Source organism: Streptomyces sp. 1-11 (assembly GCF_007176755.1).
Classification (GTDB): domain Bacteria; phylum Actinomycetota; class Actinomycetes; order Streptomycetales; family Streptomycetaceae; genus Streptomyces.
This window is the reverse complement of the sequence record NZ_BJTV01000031.1, coordinates 1-19,593: the sequence shown is the minus strand read 5'-3', so window position 1 is coordinate 19,593 and position 19,593 is coordinate 1. Positions and strand designations below refer to the sequence as shown.

Annotated in this window: 14 protein-coding genes and 1 pseudogene; 11 read left to right on the top strand and 4 right to left on the bottom strand. The window is 74.4% G+C overall.

The features are described 5' to 3' along the window. Nucleotides 1-3: 3 nt before the first annotated feature. From TNCT1_RS35110 to TNCT1_RS35100, 3 genes are all read right to left on the bottom strand, one after another. Nucleotides 4-540 (bottom strand): GNAT family N-acetyltransferase, encoded by a 537-nt coding sequence (locus tag TNCT1_RS35110; RefSeq protein ID WP_235903063.1) that lies wholly within the window; start codon nt 538-540, stop codon nt 4-6. Nucleotides 541-651: 111 nt separating this feature from the next. Beyond that, nucleotides 652-2,223: an alpha/beta hydrolase gene (locus TNCT1_RS35105; RefSeq protein WP_143640333.1), complete on the bottom strand. Its 1,572-nt coding sequence runs from the start codon at nt 2,221-2,223 to the stop codon at nt 652-654. A gap of 135 nt (nt 2,224-2,358) precedes the next feature. Continuing rightward, entirely contained in the window at nt 2,359-3,408 is a 1,050-nt protein-coding gene (locus TNCT1_RS35100) for an Rv2578c family radical SAM protein (protein ID WP_143640331.1), read from the bottom strand. Nucleotides 3,409-3,543: 135 nt separating this feature from the next. On the opposite strand from TNCT1_RS35100, the gene TNCT1_RS35095 reads away from it, so the two are divergent. From TNCT1_RS35095 to TNCT1_RS35045, 11 genes and pseudogenes are all read left to right on the top strand, one after another. Further along, entirely contained in the window at nt 3,544-3,987 is a 444-nt protein-coding gene (locus TNCT1_RS35095) for an SRPBCC family protein (RefSeq protein WP_143640329.1), read from the top strand. Between the two features lie 257 nt (nt 3,988-4,244). Further along, complete coding sequence (locus tag TNCT1_RS35090; protein ID WP_143640327.1) at nt 4,245-6,659, top strand: MFS transporter; 2,415 nt, start codon at nt 4,245-4,247, stop codon at nt 6,657-6,659. A gap of 155 nt (nt 6,660-6,814) precedes the next feature. Continuing rightward, the gene (locus TNCT1_RS35085; protein ID WP_143640325.1) at nt 6,815-9,223 is read left to right on the top strand and encodes a SpoIIE family protein phosphatase; all 2,409 of its coding nucleotides are present in this window, start codon (nt 6,815-6,817) and stop codon (nt 9,221-9,223) included. 206 nt (nt 9,224-9,429) lie between these two features. After that, on the top strand, nt 9,430-10,149 hold the full coding sequence (locus TNCT1_RS35080) for a class I SAM-dependent methyltransferase (protein WP_143640323.1): 720 nt from the start codon (nt 9,430-9,432) through the stop codon (nt 10,147-10,149). 75 nt (nt 10,150-10,224) lie between these two features. Then, entirely contained in the window at nt 10,225-11,058 is an 834-nt protein-coding gene (locus TNCT1_RS35075) for a M55 family metallopeptidase (RefSeq protein ID WP_143640321.1), read from the top strand. Further along, nucleotides 11,051-12,355 (top strand): M20/M25/M40 family metallo-hydrolase, encoded by a 1,305-nt coding sequence (locus TNCT1_RS35070; RefSeq protein WP_143640319.1) that lies wholly within the window; start codon nt 11,051-11,053, stop codon nt 12,353-12,355. Before TNCT1_RS35075 ends, TNCT1_RS35070 begins: the two co-directional genes overlap by 8 nt. 15 nt (nt 12,356-12,370) lie before the next feature. Beyond that, the gene (locus tag TNCT1_RS35065; RefSeq protein WP_373920531.1) at nt 12,371-14,326 is read left to right on the top strand and encodes a prolyl oligopeptidase family serine peptidase; all 1,956 of its coding nucleotides are present in this window, start codon (nt 12,371-12,373) and stop codon (nt 14,324-14,326) included. Continuing rightward, nucleotides 14,323-15,246: an LD-carboxypeptidase gene (locus TNCT1_RS35060; protein ID WP_143640314.1), complete on the top strand. Its 924-nt coding sequence runs from the start codon at nt 14,323-14,325 to the stop codon at nt 15,244-15,246. The genes TNCT1_RS35065 and TNCT1_RS35060 overlap by 4 nt, the downstream gene beginning before the upstream one ends. A gap of 95 nt (nt 15,247-15,341) precedes the next feature. Next, the gene (locus TNCT1_RS35055; protein WP_143640312.1) at nt 15,342-15,893 is read left to right on the top strand and encodes a GNAT family N-acetyltransferase; all 552 of its coding nucleotides are present in this window, start codon (nt 15,342-15,344) and stop codon (nt 15,891-15,893) included. 28 nt (nt 15,894-15,921) lie between these two features. Continuing rightward, a pseudogene (locus tag TNCT1_RS35050) lies at nt 15,922-16,820 on the top strand (arginase family protein). 40 nt (nt 16,821-16,860) lie between these two features. Then, entirely contained in the window at nt 16,861-18,825 is a 1,965-nt protein-coding gene (locus TNCT1_RS35045) for a DUF5107 domain-containing protein (protein ID WP_143640309.1), read from the top strand. Nucleotides 18,826-18,833: 8 nt separating this feature from the next. Here the strand turns inward: TNCT1_RS35045 and TNCT1_RS35040 are convergent, their stop codons facing one another. Beyond that, nucleotides 18,834-19,181: a VOC family protein gene (locus tag TNCT1_RS35040; protein ID WP_143640307.1), complete on the bottom strand. Its 348-nt coding sequence runs from the start codon at nt 19,179-19,181 to the stop codon at nt 18,834-18,836. Nucleotides 19,182-19,593 lie beyond the last annotated feature (412 nt).

Below are 19,593 nucleotides of genomic sequence, written 5' to 3'. Positions count from 1 at the left end.
GGATCAGCCGCCCGGCGTCCGGACGTAACGCACCTCGGGCACGAGTTCGCCGCCCGCCTCGAAGGGCTCCTCGGCGCCGTCCCACCGGAAGCCGGCGTGCTCGTAGAAGCGGCGGGCCCGCGTGTTCTCCTTCAGCACCCACAGGAACATGCGCGGGTACCCGGCGCACCGCTCGGCCGACTCCGTCAGCAGCGCCCGCCCCACCCCGGTGCCCAGGTGCTCCGGGTCGAGATAGAGGGCGTACAACTCGGCGTCACCGGTGCGCACTTCACCGTCGCGGTACGGACCGTACGCCGCCCAGCCGATCACCTCGCCGGCCCGCTCGGCGACCAGGTTCACCACGGCGCCGTCGCCCCGCTTGAACCAGGCCCGCCGCCGCTCGGCGTCCCGCTCCGCGCTGAGCCCGTCCAGGTACGGCTGCGGCATCAGACCCCGGTAGGCGTGGCGCCAGCCCCGGACACGGATCTCCGAGACGCGGCCGCAGTCGTCGAGGGCCATCGGGCGGATGCGGAGCGAGGGGCGCGGGGAGAGGTCGTCCATGACCGCACCCTAGGGAGCGGCTTCGCCCGGCGCCCGTGAATTTCCGCCGGTCCGCCGCCCGCCGGACCCCCGGCAGGCGGGGGACCGGCGGGCGGGGGACCGGCGGGCGCCCTAGCCGCGGAAGCCCAGCAGCCGGTGCAGCTCCGCGCCGCGCGAGGCGGCCGGGGCCGCCTTGCCCGTCGGCGGCTCGGGGTCCGGGGACCGCTCGCAGAGCGCGTCGGCCGTGCCGGCCGCGCCGCTCCGGCGCGGCAGCCCGCCGCCGGACAGGTAGTCGGCCAGATAGCGGTCCAGGCATGCGTTGCCGCTGAGGCTGATGCCGTGGTTGCCGCCGCCCTGTTCGACCACCAGGCGGGAGCCGGCCAGCAGCCGGCGGGCCGCCACCCCGCCCGCGTACGGGGTCGCCGCGTCGTCGGTCGCCTGGAACAGCAGCGCCGGCGGCAGCTTGGTGTTGGCGACGTCCACCGGACGGCGGGACCCGGTCGGCCAGAACGCGCACGGCGCGTTGTACCAGGCGTTGTTCCAGGCCATGAAGGGCGCCTTGGCGTACACCTCCCGGGTCTGCGTCCGCCAGCGGTTCCAGTCGCGCGGCCAGGAGGCGTCACGGCACTGCACCGCCGTGTAGACGCTGTACCCGTTCTCGCCCGCGCCGTCCACGGCGCCGTAGTCCTGGTACGCCTTGACCAGCGGCTCGGTCCTCCCCTCGTTCGCGTAGGCCGCGAACGCCGCCGCGAGGTGCGGCCAGTAGCCGTTGTAGTAGCCGCCGGGGATGAAGGCGTCCTCCAGTTCGGCGGCGCCCACCTTGCCGCCGGCCGGCTTCCTCGCCAGGGCCGCGCGCATGGCGTACCACTTCGCCTCCACCTTCGCGGGGTCCTTGCCGAGCCGGTACGTGGTGTCGTGCCGGGCGATCCAGGCCATCAGGGCGCGGTGGCGGGCGTCGAAGGCGTGGTCCTGGCCGATGTTGTCCTCGTACCAGACGCCCGCCGGGTCCACGATCGAGTCCAGCACCAGGCGCCGCACCCGCTCGGGGTACAGCTTGGCGTACACGGCGCCCAGGTAGGTGCCGTAGGAGTACCCGAAGTAGCTGATGCGCGGGGCGCCCAGGGCCCGGCGTACGGCGTCCATGTCGCGGACGGCGTCGACCGTGTCCATGTAGGGCAGCACGTCCGCGTACTTGCGGCCGCAGGCGGCGGCGAAGGAACGGGCCCGCTCCAGGTTCGCCCGCTCCAGCGCGGGCGTGGCGGGAACGGTGTCGGGGCGCACCGGCGCGAAGTGGCCGGCCGAGCAGTTCAGCGCGGGCGTGCTCCTGCCGACGCCCCGCGGGTCGAAGCCGATGACGTCGTACTGGGCCGCCACGGCTTTGGGCAGTGCCGACGCGACGTAGCCGGCGAGCTTCAGGCCGCTGCCGCCGGGGCCGCCGGGATTGACCAGCAGCGGGCCCTGGAAGGTCCGGGCGGTGTGCGGGACGCGGGACAGGGCGAGCGTGATCTGCCGGCCGGACGGCCGCGCGGGGTCCAGCGGCACCTTCAACGAGGCGCACTGCAGGGCCGGGTAGTCGGCGGTGCCGCACTTCTTCCAGTCGAGCCGGGGCTCCGGGGCGGTGGCGGCCGCCCGCGCGGGGACGGCGGTGACCGAGCCCGCCACCATGGCGGCGGTGGCGCACAGCACGGCTGCGCGTTTCCTCATGGGTCCTCCCGGGACGGAGGGTGGCGCGGACCGTGTGATCACGGTCCTCGCCGGATCGTCCCGGTGCCGGGGCCCCGCGGAACCCGTTGTGCCGATACTTGACCCGATTGGTCCGAGGGATGCCCTCCAACGCCCTCAGATGAGGGTGAGCTGGGTCGGCTCCGCTGCCGCGGGCGCCTCGGCGGCGGGCGTTTCGGCGGCGGGCCGGATCCGCCGGGCGGCTCCCGCGCGCGCGGGGCCGATGCCGTACTCCTGGGCCAGTTCGTGCACCTGGCGGGTGACGCGGCGCTGGTACCACTTGGGCGCGTAGGCGCCCTCCGCGTACAGCCGCTCGTAGCGGCGCACCAGGTGCGGGTGGTGCTGCCCGAGCCAGGCCATGAACCACTCCCGCGCGCCCGGCCGCAGGTGCAGCACCAGCGGGGTGACCGAGGTGGCGCCGGCCGCCGCGATCGCCCGCACCGTCTCGCGGAGCCGGTCCGGGTGGTCGCTCAGGAAGGGGATGACCGGCGCCATCAGCACCCCGCAGCCGATGCCGTGCTCGCCGAGGACGCGGACCACGTCCAGCCGCCGCTCGGGCGCGGGCGTGCCCGGCTCCACGGTGCGCCACAGCGCGGTGTCGGTGAAGCCCACCGAGACCGAGATGCCGACGTCCGTCACCCGGGCCGCCCGGGTCAGCAGCTCCAGGTCGCGCAGGATCAAGGTGCCCTTGGTCAGGATCGAGAACGGGTTGGCGTGCTCGGTGAGGGCCGTGATGACGCCCGGCATCAGCCGGTAGCGGCCCTCGGCGCGCTGGTAGCAGTCGACGTTGGTGCCCATCGCCACGTGCTCGCCCTGCCAGCGCGGCGAGGCGAGCTGCCGGCGCAGCAGCTCGGGGGCGTTCACCTTCACCACGATCTGGGTGTCGAAGCCGATGCCCGTGTCGAGGTCCAGGTAGCCGTGCGTCTTGCGGGCGAAGCAGTACACGCACGCGTGCGTGCAGCCGCGGTACGGGTTCACCGTCCACTCGAACGGCATCCGGGAGGCGCCCGGCACCCGGTTCAGGATGGAGCGCGCCCGCACCTCGTGGAAGGTGATCCCGCGGAACTCGGGCGTGTCGAAGGTGCGGGTGGTCACCGCGTCCGCGCCGAACAGGGCGGGGTCGGCCCGGCGGTCTCCGGACTCGCCTGTGAGGTTCTCCCAGCGCATGACGCCTCCTCGGTAGCACTGCCGCCCACAATAGAACATCTGTTCCCATGATCGTGCGACCCCCGATTTGGGGGCCCGGGCGCCGGGGTGGTTGGCTTGCCACCACTTCGAGGCAACGGGTTCTGGAGGAACGCAATGGCGCAGGTCGAGGCCACTACGGAGCGGGTCGTCGCGGCGGACGCGGAGAAGGTGTTCGACGCCCTCGCCGACTACAGCGGCACACGGCAGCGGCTGCTGCCCGAGCAGTTCAGCGAGTACGAGGTGCGCGAGGGCGGCGACGGGGAGGGCACCCTCGTGCACTGGAAGCTCCAGGCCACCAGCAAGCGGGTGCGCGACTGCCTGCTCGAGGTCAGCGAGCCCACCGACGGCGAGCTGGTCGAGAAGGACCGCAACTCCTCCATGGTCACCACCTGGCGTGTCACCCCCGCCGGCGAGGGCGGCTCCCGGGTCGTCGTCACCACCACCTGGCAGGGCGCCGGCGGCATCGGCGGCTTCTTCGAGCGGACCTTCGCGCCCAAGGGCCTCGGCCGGATCTACGACGCGATCCTCGCCAACCTCGCGCGCGAGGTCGAGAAGTGACGGTACGCGCCGGGAAGTGACCACGGGCGTCGGGAAGTGACCGCGCGCGTCGCCGGAATGACGGCGCGCGCGTGGTCACGCGACGCCGCGCCCGCCCGGCCCGATCCCAAACGCCGCCCCGTGCCGGGGTGTTGCGCCACTCACCGGTTCGAGTGGATCCGCATCCGGTCCGAGCTTGTGCCGTAACTCGCCGTACTTGTCCGCAGTTGTCGTCTTGCGCGGGACTTGTGTGACAGGTGCGACGAGGGGAGCGGTACGTGGGCGGGACGACTCTGGTGCGGGACGAGCCGGTCGCGGCACCCCCCGGCACACCCCCGCCGCCACCGCCCGGGACCCCTGAACTCGACAGCCGCCGGGTGCGGTTGGTCTTCCTCGGGCTGATGCTGGCGCTGCTGCTCGCCGCGCTGGAGCAGATGATCGTCGCCACCGCGCTGCCGAAGATCGTCGGCGAGCTGCACGGCCTGGACAGGATGTCGTGGGCGATCACGGCCTATCTGCTCACCGCGACCATCGGACTGCCGCTGTACGGCAAGCTCGGCGACCTCTTCGGCCGCAAGGGCGTCTTCCAGTTCGCGATCGTCGTCTTCGTGGCCGGTTCCGCGCTGGCCGGGCGGGCGCAGAGCATGGACCAGCTCATCGCCTTCCGCGCGGTCCAGGGCGTCGGCGCGGGCGGGCTGATGATCGGGGTGCAGGCGATCATCGCGGACATCGTGCCGCCCCGGCAGCGCGGCCGCTACATGGGCCTGATCGGCGCCGCGTTCGGCGTCGCCTCCGTCGCCGGCCCCCTGCTCGGCGGCTACTTCACCGACCACCTGTCCTGGCGCTGGTGCTTCTACATCAACGTCCCCTTCGGCCTGCTGACCCTCGCCGTCGTCACCGCCGTCCTCAAACTCCCCAGGCCCCGCGTCCGCGCCCGCCTCGACGTGCCCGGTGCGCTGCTGCTCGCCGCCGCCTCCACCTGCCTGGTGCTGCTCACGAGCTGGGGCGGCACCGAGTACGCCTGGGGCTCGCGGGAGATCCTCGGCCTCGCCGCGGGCGCCGTCGCCGCCACCGTCCTGTTCCTGGCCGCCGAGCACTTCGCCGCCGAACCCCTCATCCCGCTGCGGCTGTTCCGCGACTCCGTCTTCAACGTCACCGGCCTGGTCGGCCTGGTGATCGGCGTCGCGCTGTTCGGCGCCGCCAGCTACCTGCCGACCTTCCTGCAGATGGTCGACGGGGCCAGCGCCACCGAGTCCGGGCTGCTGATGCTGCCCATGATGGCCGGCATCGTCGGCGCCTCGATCATCGGCGGGCAGCTCATCAGCCACACCGGGCGGTACAAGCTCTACCCCGTCCTCGGCGGCGCCCTGTCCGCCGTCGGCATGTGGCTGCTGTCCCGGCTGGAGGTGGACACGCCCCGGCTGTACTACAGCGTCTGGATGGCCGTCCTCGGCGCCGGCATCGGCCTGGTGATGCCCGTCCTGGTGCTCGCCGTGCAGAACTCCGTGCGCCCCGCCGACCTCGGCACCGCCACCAGCGCCAACAACTACTTCCGGCAGATCGGCGGCAGCGTCGGCGCCGCCGTCTTCGGCACGCTCTTCGCCAACCGGCTCGCCGACGCCCTGCGCCGCGAACTGCCCCCGCGCGCGGGCGCCGGGCTGCCCGACCCGGAGTCCCTGACCCCGCAGCTCGTGCACGCGCTGCCACCGGCGCTGCGCGACGCCTACATCCGCGCCTACGCCGACGCGATGCCCCGGATCTTCCTCTACCTGGTCCCGGTGCTCGTCCTCGGCCTGCTCATCGCCTTCTTCCTCAAGGAGAAACCGCTGGTGTCCCACAACGCCGCCGAAACCGAGCCCGCGTCCCTGACCACCCCCATCCCGCAGGCCCGCCACCAGGCCCCGGCCGGCGGGGCGGGCCGCTCGCCGCACGCCGCCGGGGTCCCCGTCTGCGGGACCGTGCAGCACCCCGACGGCACGGTGGTGCCCCGCGCCGCGCTCACCCTCATCGACGTCGCCGGACAGCAGATCGGGCGGGGCGCCAGCGGCGACGACGGGCGCTACGCGCTCGCCACGCCCGGCGCCGGCTCGTACGTGCTGATCGCCGCCGCCGGCGGCCACCAGCCGCAGGCCGTGTCGGTCACCGTCGGCGAGCGGCCCGTCGAGCTCGACGTCGTCCTCGGCGGCGCCGGGCGCCTCGCCGGCAGCGTGCTCACCGTCGACGGCACCCCGGTGCGCGACGCCACCGTCACCCTCACCAACGTGCACGGCGAGGTCGTCGCCAGCACCCGCAGCGGCCGCGAGGGCGGCTACGTCATCACCGAGCTGGTGGCCGGCGAGTACACCCTCGCCGCCAGCGCGCCCGCCTTCCGGCCCGCCGCGCTCCCGGTCACCGTGCAGGCCGCCCGGGAGACCCGGCAGGACGTGGAACTCGCCGGCGGCGCGGTGCTCCGGGGCACCGTCCGGGCGAGCGGCGGCCGGCCGGTGGAGGACGCGCGCGTCACGCTCCTGGACGCCGCCGGGAACGTCGTGGACACCCTCACCACCGGAGCCGACGGGACGTTCCGGTTCGTGGACCTGTCCTCGGGCGAGTACACCGTCATCGCCGCGGGTTACCCGCCGGTCGCGACCGTCCTGCAGGTCGCCGGCGGCGGCCGCACGGAAAGGGATCTGCAGCTGGGCCACGAGGACTGACGGGGGGGCGCCCGCAGGGCGCTGAGCTGCGCGCCGGGGCGGTCCGGTGAGAGCAATTCCCGGATTGCCGCACATCGTGGCGGGCCCCCGCCGTACCGTAGTGGCGGGCGGCACAGATCGTTTGCGGACAGCCGTGGGGAGAGAGGGCCTGGGCCATGGACCATGGCAGCGAGCGGGACACACCTCCCGGCCGCGGCGCCGGCGACACCGCGGCGGGCCGGATTCCGCTTGCCGTCGTGGTCGTCGACCGCGACGGCCTGGTGTCCCACTGGAGCAGCGGCGCGGGCCGCCTGTTCGGCGTCGGCCGCCAGGACGCGGTCGGGCACCCCGCCGTGGACCTGCTCCCGGTGTCCGGCGCCCTCGCCGACGACCCGCAGGGCGACGCGATCGACGCCTACGGCCCCTACGAGGCCTACGACGGGCTCGGCCCCGACCTGGAGGCCTCCCTCGGCGGCCGGACCGCCTATCCGGCGGCCGGCCGGGCCCGCCAGTTCCCGCACAAGGACGGCCCGTCCCGCGACGGGGCCGCCGACGGCCGGCGGATCGACGTGCTGTGGTGGGCCTACCCGCTGGTCGGCCCGGGCCCGTTCCGGCTGCTGGTGCTCGCCGCCGACGCCGCGAGGCTGCGCGAGGAGCGCGGTTACGACACCGAGACGGCCGAGCACATCTCGCCCGGCTTCGCCCGCCACACCGAACTGCCCGCCTCCGACGAACTGGCGCGCCGGCTCCCCGAGATCCTGCCCAACATGGGCCCCGGCCTCAGCGGCCGCATCGTCTCCCAGATCCTCGAACTCGGCTATCCCGTGCTGGAGTTCAGCCAGTTCGACCGGGTGCCCGTCACCCCGTACTGGGGCGTGCCGCGCCGCCCCGGCCGCAGCCGCGCCGAGGCCGTCGTACCGCAGCAGCGGACCGCGCCCGTGATCCCGGCCGGGGCCGAGCGGGACCTGGAGTACGCGGCCGTGCGCGAGCGGCTGGAGTTCCTCAACGAGGTCAGCTCCGGCATCGGCACCTCGCTCGACCTCGGCGAGACCATCCGCGAGGTCACCAGCGCCGCCGTGCCCCGCTTCGCGGACTTCGCCGGCACCCACCTGCGCTCGGCGGTGCTGGCGGGCGAGGGGTTCCCGGACGGCCCGCCCGACGCGAGCACGGTGATGCACCGGGTCTGGGTCGAGCACAACGACGAACCGGGGCGCTGGGACGACACCGTGCCGGTCGGCGAGACGTTCGCCTTCCCCGAGCACACCCCGTTCTACAAGTGCATGGTCACGGGCGAGCCGGTGCTGATCCCGGAGGTCACCGAGGAACTGTCCGACCGCATCTCCGGCGAGTTCGAGAAGCGCGACCTCAGGCCGCTCATCGGCGGCCGCTCCCTGCTGATCGTGCCGCTCAAGGCGCGCAACGTCGTCCTCGGCTTCATGGTGCTGATGCGCCGCCCGGACCGCGCCGCCTTCGACGACATGGACCGCACCACCGGCGCCGAACTCGCCGCCCGCGCCGGTCTGGTGCTCGACAACGCCCGCATGTACACCTACCAGGAGAACGTCGCCGACACCCTGCAGGACAGCATGCTGCCGCAGGTCACCCCGCGGATGGCCGGCTGCGACGTGGCGACCCGCTACCTGCCCGGAGCCCGGCTCGGCCGGATCGGCGGCGACTGGTTCGACACCATCAAACTGCCCGGCTCGCGCACCGCCCTCGTCGTCGGCGACGTCATGGGCCACGGGCTGAACTCGGCCGCGATGATGGGGCAGTTGCGCACGGCCGTGCAGACCATGGCCACCATGGAGACGCCTCCGGCCCAACTGCTGCGCAACCTGGACGACCTCGCCCGGCGGCTCGGCGAGAACTACCTCGCCACCTGCCTCTACGCGGTCTACGACCCGATCCGCGGCGAACTGCACCTCGCCAACGCCGGGCACATCCCGCCCGTGCTGGTGCGGGCCGAGAACGGCCGCAGCGAGCTGCTCGACCTGCCGACCGGCGCGCCCATAGGCGTCGGCGGCGTCCCCTTCGAGGCCTCCGTCGTCCGGGTCGCGCCCGGCGACCGGCTGGTGCTGTGCACCGACGGCCTGGTCGAGGTGCGCGGCTCCGACATCGGCGAGGGCCTGGCCGCGCTCTGCGAGTCCGCCGCGCATCCCGCGGCCTCGATGGACGACGCCTGCGACACCATCATCCGGGCCCTCAACACCCACGGCGGCCGCAAGGACGACGTCGCCCTGCTCATGGCCCGGCTCAACGGCATCCCCGGCGACCACGTCGCCGAATGGCACCTCGACGCGGACCCGCGCGAGGTCGCCCGGGCCCGGGACCTGGTCCGCGACCTGCTGCTGGACTGGGAGCTGCCGCAGGCCGTGGAGACGGCGCGGCTGCTGGTCAGCGAGGTCGTCACCAACGCCGTGCGGCACGGCGGGGGCGGCCGGGTCGGACTGCGCGTGGTCCGCACCGACGCGCTGCTGTTCGAGGTCACCGACGACGAACCCGAGCTGCCCAGCATGCTCGCCGCGGGGCCGTACGACGAGGCGGGGCGCGGTCTGCGGGTGGTCAGCCGGCTCGCCCGCGAGTAGGGCGCCAGCGCCACCGGCCACCGCAAGACCGTCTGGTTCGAACAGGGCCTCGCCGGAAGACGCTGAACCGGGGGCGCGTCGGCCGCTCGGCGCGCCCCCGGCGATGACCGCGGACCGTACATCCGGTGAAGGTGGCCGCCGACCCCTTGCACCGCACCCGGCGGTCGCGATATCCCGATCACGCAACCGACCGTGGGGAGATCGCCATGAACGTCTCGGACAACTACCGCAGCAACTGGGAGAGTTACTGGCGGGAGACCGCCGACGGGACGGGAGAGGCGATCTGGGACTCCGACCCCTCACTGGGCGCCGAGCCGCACAGCGCGCTGCTGCTGCCGTACGCGGACACCGGGCTTCCCATAGTGGACCTCGGCTGCGGCAACGGCACCCAGACCCGCTACCTCGCCACCCGGTTCGCCCGCGCCGTCGGCGTCGACCTCTCGCACGCCGCCGTCGAACACGCCAAGCGCGCCGCGAACGGCGGCGCCGTGGAGTTCCAGCAGCTCGACCTGACGGACACCGGCGCCGTCCGGGAACTGCACGAGCGGCTCGGCGACAGCAACGTGTACATGCGCGCCGTCATCCACCAGAGCGAGCCGCACGCCCGGGCCGCGGTGGCCGCCGCCGTCGCCGAGCTGCTCGGCAGCGAAGGACGCGCGTTCGTCGTCGAGCTGACGTCCGGATCCCGGGACGTCCTGAAGCTGGCCGCCGGAGGGCCCGAGGGACCCGGGCCCAAGCTGCGCCGGGTCTTCGAGCACGGTCTCAAGCCCGCCGACGCCGACGACGAGGAGATCCCGCTCCTGCTCGCCGAGGCCGGCCTGCGGATACTGGCCGGCGGGGAGACCACCCTGCCGCAGACCGAGAACATGGCGGACGGCACCCGTATCGACCTGCCCGCCCGCTGGTTCGTGCTCGCCGGCAGGTGACGGGGTCCCGGGGGCGGCGGGAAGGGGCACGGGGGTCGTAGCCGCCGCCCCGGGGCACCGCGTAACGTGCGGTGCATGAAGATCCTCATCAGTGCGGACATGGAGGGTGCCACCGGCGTCACCTGGCCGGCCGACGTGCTCCCCGGGACGCCGCAGTGGGAGCGGTGCCGGTCGATGTTCACCTCGGACGTGAACGCCGCGGCGCTCGGCTTCCTCGACGGCGGAGCCGACCAGGTGCTCGTCAACGAGGCCCACTGGTCCATGCGCAACCTGCTCCTGGAACGGCTCGACGAACGGGTCGAGATGCTCACCGGGCGGCACAAGTCGCTCTCCATGGTGGAGGGCGTCCAGCACGGCGACGTCGACGGCATCGCGTTCATCGGGTACCACACGGGCGCCGGCATGGAGGGCGTCCTCGCCCACACCTACCTCGCCAACCAGATCACCGGGGTGTGGGTGAACGACGTCCGCGCGAGCGAGGGTCTGCTCAACGCGCACGTCGTCGCCGAGTACGGCGTGCCCGTCGTGCTGGTCACCGGCGACGACCTGGCCTGCGAGGACGCCCTCGGGTACGCGCCCGAGGCGCTGAAGGTCGCGGTCAAGGACCATGTGTCCCGGTACGCGGCGGTATGCCGTACGCCGTCCCGGACCGCCGCCGACATCCGCGCCGCCGCCAAGGAGGCGGCACGGCTAGCCGTCCGCCACGAGCCGGTGCAAGGCGGCCCGTTCACGGTCGCCGTCGAGTTCGACGCCGAGCACCTGGCGATGGCCGCGACCGTCGTGCCGGGCGTGGCACGCGTCGGCGAGCGCAAGGTGGCGTACACCAGCGAGACCATGTACGAGGGAATCCGTACCTTCAAGGCGGTCACCACGATCGTCTCGGCCGCAGTGGAGGAGCAGTATGGCTGACCAGCAGGCCCTGGACGAGGTGGTGGAGTTCACCTCCGGCCTGATCCGCATCGACACCACCAACCGGGGCGGCGGCGACTGCCGGGAGCGGCCCGCGGCCGAGTACGCGGCCGAGCGGCTGGCCGGTGCGGGCCTGGAACCCCTGATGCTGGAGCGGACCCCGGGGCGGACGAACGTCGTCGCCCGGATCGCGGGCACCGACCCGTCCGCCGACGCGCTGCTGGTGCACGGCCACCTCGACGTGGTGCCGGCCGAGGCCGCCGACTGGAGCGTCCACCCGTTCTCGGGCGAGATCCGCGACGGCGTGGTCTGGGGGCGCGGCGCCGTCGACATGAAGAACATGGACGCGATGATCCTCGCGGTCGTCCGCTCCTGGGCCCGGCAGGGCGTGCGCCCCCGCCGGGACGTCGTGGTCGCGTTCACCGCAGACGAGGAGGCCAGCGCCGAGGACGGCTCCGGGTTCCTCGCCGACGAGCACCCGGAGCTGTTCGAGGGCTGCACCGAGGGCGTCAGCGAGTCGGGCGCCTTCACCTTCCACGACGGCTCGGGCCGGCAGCTCTACCCGATCGCCGCGGGGGAGCGGGGCACCGGCTGGCTGAAGCTGACCGCGCGCGGCCGGGCCGGGCACGGCTCCAAGGTCAACAAGGAGAACGCGGTCACCCGGCTCGCCGCCGCCATCACCCGCATCGGCGAGCACGAGTGGCCGCTCAGGCTCACCCCGACCGTGCGGGCCGCGCTCGGCGAACTCGCCGCCCTGTACGGCGTCGACGTCGACTTCCGGGACGTCGACCGGCTGCTGGAGAAGCTGGGCCCGGCCGCCAAGCTGGTCGAGGCCACCGTCCGCAACAGCGCCAACCCGACGATGCTGGACGCCGGTTACAAGGTGAACGTCATCCCGGGCGAGGCGGTCGCCTACGTGGACGGACGCTACCTCCCCGGCGGCGAGGAGGAGTTCCGCACCACGCTCGACCGGCTCACCGGGCCGGACGTGGACTGGGAGTTCGCCCACCACGAGGTCGCCCTGCAGGCCCCCCTCGACTCGCCCACCTACGCGAAGATGCGGGCCGCCGTCGAGGAGTTCGCGCCCGAGGGACACGTGGTGCCGTACTGCATGTCCGGCGGCACGGACGCCAAGCAGTTCTCGCGGCTCGGCATCACCGGCTACGGGTTCGCGCCGCTGAAGCTCCCCGAGGACCTCGACTACCAGGCGCTCTTCCACGGCGTCGACGAGCGTGTCCCCGTCGAGGCGCTGCACTTCGGCGTCCGGGTCCTCGACCGGTTCCTGCGGACGGCCTAGGCGATGGAGGAGAACATGCAGCAGCCGTACGGTTCCTGGCCCTCGCCGATCGACGCGGCACTGGCCGCCGCGCACGACGGGCAGCCGGAGTGGGTGGGCTTCGTCGGCGACGAGGTCTGGTGGACCGAGCCCCGGCCCGCCGAGGGCGGCCGCCGGGCCCTGGTGCGGCGCACCGCCGAGGGCGCCGAGGAGTCGGTGCTGCCCGCGCCCTGGAACGTGCGCAGCCGGGTCATCGAGTACGGCGGCCGGCCCTGGACCGGAACCGTCCGGGACGGCGCGCCCCTGGTGGTGTTCGCGAACTTCGCCGACCAGCGCCTGTACCGGTGGGAGCCCGGCGGCGGCGAGCCGCGCCCGCTCACCCCCGTCTCGCCGGTGGACGGCGGACTGCGCTGGGCGGAACCGCGGGTCGACCTCGGCCGCGGCGAAGTGTGGTGCGTGCTGGAGGAGTTCACCGGCGACGGCCCGGACGACGTGCGGCGCGTCCTGGCCGCCGTGCCGCTGGACGGCTCGGCCGCCGACGACCGCGCCGCGGTCCGCGAACTCCTCCCGGAACGGCACCGGTTCGTCACCGGGCCCCGGCTCTCGCCCGACGGCCGCCGGGCCGCCTGGCTGGCCTGGGACCATCCGCGGATGCCGTGGGACGGCACGGAACTGCTCGTCGCCGAGGTGGGCGACGACGGCGCCCTGCACACGGTCCGCACGGTCGCCGGCGGCCCCGAGGAGTCCGTCGCGCAGGCCGAATGGTCCGCCGACGGCGCCCTGCTGTACGCGAGCGACCGCAGCGGGTGGTGGAACCTCTACCGGGACGGCGATCCGCTGTGCCCGCGCGAGGAGGAGTTCGCCGGGCCCCTGTGGAAGCTCGGCCTGAACTGGTTCGCGCCGCTGGACAACGGCCTGATCGCGGTCGTGCACGGCCGCGGCGCCGCCGCGCTCGGCATACTGGACCCCGAGTCCGGCGAGGTCGTCGACGCGGCCGGGCCGTGGACCGAGTTCGGGTCCTCCCTCGCGGTCCACGGCGAACGGGTCGTCGCGGTGGGGGCGGGCCCGCGCACCGGGCCCGAAGTGGTGGAACTGGACACCCGGATCGGCCGCGCCCGGGCCATCGGCGCCCGCCACCGGGACGCCGTGGACCCCGCGTACTACCCGGCGCCCGAGAGCCGCGTCTTCACCGGGCCCGGCGGTCGCGAGGTGCACGCCCACGTCTACCCGCCGCACCACCCCGGCCGCACCGCCCCCGACGGCGAACTGCCGCCGTACGTCGTCTGGGCGCACGGCGGGCCCACCGGCCGGGTGCCGTGCGTGCTCGACCTGGAGATCGCCTACTTCACCTCACGCGGCATCGGCGTGGCCGAGGTCAACTACGGCGGCTCCACCGGGTACGGCCGCGCCTACCGGGAGCGGCTGCGCGGGCAGTGGGGCGTGGTCGACGTCGAGGACTGCGCGGCCGTGGCCCTCGCCCTCGCCGAGGAGGGCACCGCCGACCGCGGCCGGCTCGCGATCCGGGGCGGCAGCGCGGGCGGCTGGACCACCGCGGCGTCGCTGACCGGCACGGACATCTACGCCTGCGGCACCATCATCTACCCCGTCCTCGACCTCGCCACCTGGGGGCCGGGGGAGACCCACGACTTCGAGTCGCGTTACCTGGAGTCGCTGATCGGGCCGCTCGCCGAGGTCCCCGAGCGGTACGCCGAGCGTTCGCCCACCACCCACGCCGACCGGCTCACCGCGCCGTTCCTGCTGCTCCAGGGCCTGGACGACGTGATCTGCCCGCCCGCCCAGAGCGAGCGCCTGCTCGCCGGGATCGAGGGCCGGGGCGTGCCGCACGCCTACCTCACCTTCGAGGGCGAGGGGCACGGCTTCCGGCGCGCCGACACCATGGTGCGCGCCCTGGAGGCGGAACTGTCCCTGTACGCGCAGGTGTTCGGGCTTGACCCGACGCCCGCCGTGCCGAAGCTGGAGCTGGGCACATGAGGGAACTCGTCCGTCCGGCGCGGCTGGCCCCCGGCGCGCGGGTGGCCGTCGTCGCGCCCAGCGGTCCGGTGGCCGAGGAACGGCTCCAGGCCGGTCTCGACGTGCTGCGCGGCTGGGACCTCGACCCGGTGGTGGCGCCGCACGTGCTCGACCGGCACGGCGAACTCGGGTATCTGGCGGGCGCCGACGCCGACCGGTCCGCCGACCTGCAGCGCGCCTGGTGCGACCCGGCCGTGGACGCGGTGCTGTGCGCCCGCGGCGGATACGGCGCCCAGCGCATGGCCGACCTGCTCGACTGGGAGGCGATGCGCGCGGCCCGGCCGAAGGTGTTCGTCGGCTTCAGCGACATCACCGTGCTGCACCAGGCGTTCGCCACCCGGCTCGGCCTGGTCACGCTGCACGGTCCGGCCGCCGCGGGCGTCGACTTCATCAAGAACGCCCGGGCGCAGGAGCACCTGCGGGCCACCCTGTTCGCACCGGAGACGGTCCTCGCCCTCGCCGCGGACCGTCCCGCCCTGGCGCCCGGACGGGCCCGCGGGGTGACCCTCGGCGGCTGCCTCAGCATGCTCGCCGGCGACCTCGGCACGCCCCTGGCCCACCCGGGCGCCGGCGGCGGGCTGCTGCTGCTCGAGGACGTGGGCGAGCAGCCGTACCGGGTGGACCGGCTGCTGACCCAGCTCCGGCGCTCCGGCTGGCTCGACGGCGTCGCCGGGATCGGACTCGGCTCCTGGCACGACTGCGGCCCCTACGGCGAAGTCCGCGCGGTCCTCGCCGACCGGCTCGGCGGGCTCGGGGTCCCGGTCGTCGAGGAGATCGGCTTCGGGCACTGCGACGGGGCGCTGACGGTGCCGTTCGGAGTGACCGCCGAACTCGACGCCGACGCGGGCACGCTGACGCTGGACGAGCCCGCGCTGCGCTGACCCGCCCCCGGACCTGGCCCCGCCGCGCGCGGGGCCGGGCCGGGGACGGACCGATCCGCTGCCGGGTCCCGGCCGGCCGAGCGTAGGCTGGCCGGATGCCGCACACCGCAGCCCACTACCTCGCCACCGGCCCCCGCGTCGGCATCCGTGCCTTCACCCTGGAGGACGGACCCGAGTTCACCGCCCGGGCCAGGCAGAGCAAGGACCTGCACCGGCCGTGGCTGTTCCCGCCGGACGACGACGAGGGCTACGCGGGCTACGCCAAGGCGCTCATCAAGGATCCCGCCAGGGCCGGCTTCCTCGTGTGCGAGAAGGACACCGGGGACATCGCCGGCTTCATCAACATCAACAACATCGTCCGCGGCGGCTTCCAGAGCGGCGCCCTCGGCTACGGCGCCTTCGCCCACGCGGCCGGCCGGGGGCTGATGCGCGAGGCCCTGGACCTGGTGATCGGCTACGCCTTCGGGCCGCTGGGACTGCACCGGCTGGAGATCAACGCCCAGCCGGACAACACCGCCTCCCTCGCCCTGGCGCGGGGCGCGGGCTTCCGCCTGGAGGGCTTCTCACCCGCCATGATCTTCATCGACGGCGCCTGGCGCGACCACGAACGCTGGGCGCTGACCGCGGAGATGCGCGCCGCCGACTGACCCCGCCGTCCTGCCGAGGGAGCCCCGCATGCGAACGCTCGTCCTGCTCGACGCCCCGTCCAACCTGGGTCTGCGCCCGCCCGTCCCCGGCACCGTCCCCGGCTGCCACAAGCTGGCCGGGGCCCTCCGGGAGCAGGGACTGCTGCGCCGGCTCGGCGCCCGCGAGGGCGGCGTGGCCGTACCGCCCCGCTACGACCGCGGCGACTGGCAGGAGGGCGACGGCGTCTTCAACGCGGCCGCGCTCGCCGCGTACACCGTGCGGCTCGCCGACCGCATCGAACGCCACCTGCGCGCCGGGGAGTTCCCCGTGGTGCTCGGCGGCGACTGCTCCGTCCAGCTCGGCGCCTCCCTCGCCATGCGCCGGATCGGCCGCTACGGGCTCGCCGCGGTCGACGCCTCGCACGACTTCCGGCACCCGGGCAACTCCTCCCGGATCGGCGCCGCGGGCGGCGAGGAGGTCGCGCTCGGCACGGGACGCGGCCAGGAGGACCTGACGAACATCGAGGGCCTGCGGCCCTACCTCAGGGACGAGGACGTCCGCTTCTTCGGCATCCGCGACGCCTATGCCGACGACCTCGCCGAACTGGCCTCCCTGAAGATGCCGGCCGTCACCGTCGGCGGTGTCCGGGCCGAGGGCGCCGGTCCGGTCGCCCGGGCCGCGGTCGAGGCCTTCCGGGCGCCCGGGCTCGACGGGTTCTGGGTCCACCTGGACGCCGACGTGCTCGACCCGTCGGTGATGCCGGCCGTGGACAGCCCCGACCCCACGGCCTGCTGCCGGACGAACTCCAGGAGCTGCTGCGCCCGCTGCTCGCCTCACCGCGCTGCGTGGGCCTCAACGTCACCGTCTACGACCCCGACCTCGACCCCGAGGGCACCGCGGGAGCCCTGCTGGCGGACCTGGTCGTGGCCGCCTTTGCGCAATCCTGACCGGCCGGTCCCCTGGCCGACTCGCCGCACGCCGGGTTCCATGGTCATCGTGACGGAGATCCGACGTGAGGTCATCACCCTGCCCGCCGCGCAGTTGGGCCCCGACAACCCCCTGCCCCCGCTCCGCCCTCTCGACGAGACGCACCGCGTCGAGGACCGGGACCGCGGGGACATGCCCCGCGACATGGCCCGGCAGCTCGACTACGAGCCGCTGCGCAGCCTGCTGCCGGTGCGGGTGCGCGACGGGTACGGCAGAACCCGCGAACCCCGTGCCCTGAAGGCCCTGGTGATCGAGAACGACCGGCTGCGCGCCACCGTCCTGCCCGGTCTGGGCGGCCGGATCGCCTCCCTGGTCCACCTGCCCACCGGACGCGAACTCCTCTACCGCAACCCGGTGTTCCAGCCCGCCAACTTCGCGCTGAACGGCGCCTGGTACTCCGGCGGCATCGAGTGGAACATCGGCGCGACCGGCCACACCACCCTGTCCTGCGCCCCCCTGCACGCCGCCCGCGTCCCCGCCCCGGACGGCGGCGAGATGCTGCGCCTGTGGGAGTGGGAGCGGCTGCGCGACCTGCCGTTCCAGGTCGACCTGTGGCTCCCGGAGGGATCCGACTTCCTGTACGTGGGCGTCCGGATCCGCAATCCGCACGAGCGGCCCGCACCCGCCTACTGGTGGTCCAACATCGCCGTCCCCGAGGACCGGCGGGTCCTCGCCCCCGCCGAGGAGGCCTGGCAGTTCGGCTACGAACGCCGGCTGCGCCGGGTGCCGGTCCCCTGCCACGACGGCGTCGACCGCACCCGCCCCCTCAACAGCCGTTACGCCGCCGACTACTTCTACGAGGTGCCGGACGGCCGGCGCCGCTGGATAGCCGCGCTGGACGCGGACGGGCACGGTCTCGTGCAGACCTCCACCGACGTGCTGCGCGGCCGGAAGCTGTTCGTGTGGGGCAGCGGCCCCGGCGGCCGGCGCTGGCAGGAGTGGCTGACCGAGCCCGGCACCGGCGGCTACTGCGAGATCCAGGCCGGTCTCGCCCGCACCCAGCTGGAGCACGTCCGGCTGGAACCCGGGAGCGAGGTGTCCTGGCTGGAGGCGTACGGCCCGCTGGACGCCGCCCCCGAAGGACCGTCCTGGCCCGCGGTGGTCCAGGGGGCGGAGGACCGGCTGGCGGCGGTCCTGCCGCGGGCCCGCGTCGAGCGGGCGTACACGGACTGGCTGCCGTGCGCCGACACCGAGCCCGGCGAGCGGCTGGCCACCGGCTCCGGCTGGGGCGCGCTGGAGGTCGCGCGGGCCGGCTGGAAGCTGCCCGGCACGCCGTTCCCGGAGGCCACCCTCGGCGAGGCGCAGACGCCCTGGCTGGAGCTGCTGCGCACCGGCTCGCTGCCGGAACCGCGCCGGGTCCGCCCGCCCGGCGAGACGCTGGTCGCCCCGCACTGGCGCGACATGCTGGAGACCGCGCCCGCCACCCCGCACACCGAGTACCACCTCGGCATCGCCCAGTGGCACGCCGGCGACCGCGCGCAGGCGGTCCGGAGCTGGGAGCGCGCGGTGCCGCTCGCCCCGTCGCTGTGGCCGCTGCTGCGCTGCCTGGCGGTCGCCGACGAGGAGTCCGGCCACCACGAGCGGGCCGCCGACCGGTATACGGAGGCCTTCGACGACCTGTGCCGCGAACGACGCGACAACGGCGAGGCCTGGACCGCCGCCGTTGCCGCGCTGGGCCGCGAGGCGCTCGGGGCGCTGCTGCGGGCGGGGCGTGCGGAGCAGGCCCGCACGGTGTGGGAGCGGCTGCTGCCCGACGTGCGGCGCCGCGGTCCGTTCCGGCTGCTGGAGGCCGCGCTGCTGCTCGCCGAGGGCAGGCGGGCGGACGCCCGGGCCGTCTTCGACGAGGGGTTCGAGGTGGCGGACCTGCGGGAGGGCGCGGACGTGATCGAGCTGCTGTGGGCCCGGCTCACCGACGAGCCGCTGCCCGCCCGCCTCGACTTCCGGATGCGGCCGGACGCCGGCTGAGCGGCGGCTCAGTCGCTCTGGTCGACGTACTCGAAGATCGAGCCGTCCGGGTGCATCGCCAGCAGGTTGCGGCCCGCCGGGGTCGGCACCGGCCCGGCGATAACCCGGGCGCCCAGCTCGGTCAGCAGCCGGTGCGCCTCGGTCACGTCCTCCACGGCGATCGTCGCCGCCACCTTGCGCAGCACCTCCAGCTCCGCCTCCGGCCCGCTCATCAGAAGGAAGGAACCGACGGCGGCCACCTGAACTCCGCCCCGCTCGAAACGCAGCGCCCGCCCGCCCGCGAGCCGTTCGTAGAAGGGGATCGCGGTGTCGAGGTCGTCGACGCAGACACGCAGTGTGGCACCCAGAATCTCCATACCCACGACCCTAGTTGGCCCCACACCCACAAGCCCGCGGCACCCGTGGAAGGGGCGCGGGGAACCGCGCGCCCAGCCCCACCCGACCCGCACGCACCCACAACCAGCACCCCCCGGCCCCAACTCCCTGCGCCTACAAGCCGGCGGCACCCGTGAAGGGGCGCGGGGAACTGCGCGCCCAGCCACATCCAGCCCGCACGCACCCACACCCCGCACCCCCCGGCCCCAACTCCCCGCGCCTACAAGCCGACGGCACCCGTGAAGGGGCGCGGGGAACTGCGCGCCCAGCCCCACCCGACCCGCACGCACCCACACCCCGCACCCCCCGGCCCCAACTCCCCGCGCCTACAAGCCGACGGCACCCTGCAAGGGGCGCGGGGAACTGCGCGCCCAGCCACATCCAACCCGCACG

Excerpts from the sequence above, each read along its gene's own strand:
- TNCT1_RS35110 (WP_235903063.1), bottom strand. The coding sequence starts at position 540 with ATGGACGACCTCTCCCCGCGCCCCTCGCTCCGCATCCGCCCGATGGCC.
- TNCT1_RS35105 (WP_143640333.1), bottom strand. The coding sequence starts at position 2,223 with ATGAGGAAACGCGCAGCCGTGCTGTGCGCCACCGCCGCCATGGTGGCG.
- TNCT1_RS35100 (WP_143640331.1), bottom strand. The coding sequence starts at position 3,408 with ATGCGCTGGGAGAACCTCACAGGCGAGTCCGGAGACCGCCGGGCCGAC.
- TNCT1_RS35095 (WP_143640329.1), top strand. The coding sequence starts at position 3,544 with ATGGCGCAGGTCGAGGCCACTACGGAGCGGGTCGTCGCGGCGGACGCG.
- TNCT1_RS35085 (WP_143640325.1), top strand. The coding sequence starts at position 6,815 with ATGGACCATGGCAGCGAGCGGGACACACCTCCCGGCCGCGGCGCCGGC.
- TNCT1_RS35080 (WP_143640323.1), top strand. The coding sequence starts at position 9,430 with ATGAACGTCTCGGACAACTACCGCAGCAACTGGGAGAGTTACTGGCGG.
- TNCT1_RS35075 (WP_143640321.1), top strand. The coding sequence starts at position 10,225 with ATGAAGATCCTCATCAGTGCGGACATGGAGGGTGCCACCGGCGTCACC.
- TNCT1_RS35070 (WP_143640319.1), top strand. The coding sequence starts at position 11,051 with ATGGCTGACCAGCAGGCCCTGGACGAGGTGGTGGAGTTCACCTCCGGC.
- TNCT1_RS35065 (WP_373920531.1), top strand. The coding sequence starts at position 12,371 with ATGCAGCAGCCGTACGGTTCCTGGCCCTCGCCGATCGACGCGGCACTG.
- TNCT1_RS35060 (WP_143640314.1), top strand. The coding sequence starts at position 14,323 with ATGAGGGAACTCGTCCGTCCGGCGCGGCTGGCCCCCGGCGCGCGGGTG.
- TNCT1_RS35055 (WP_143640312.1), top strand. The coding sequence starts at position 15,342 with ATGCCGCACACCGCAGCCCACTACCTCGCCACCGGCCCCCGCGTCGGC.
- TNCT1_RS35045 (WP_143640309.1), top strand. The coding sequence starts at position 16,861 with ATGGTCATCGTGACGGAGATCCGACGTGAGGTCATCACCCTGCCCGCC.
- TNCT1_RS35040 (WP_143640307.1), bottom strand. The coding sequence starts at position 19,181 with ATGGAGATTCTGGGTGCCACACTGCGTGTCTGCGTCGACGACCTCGAC.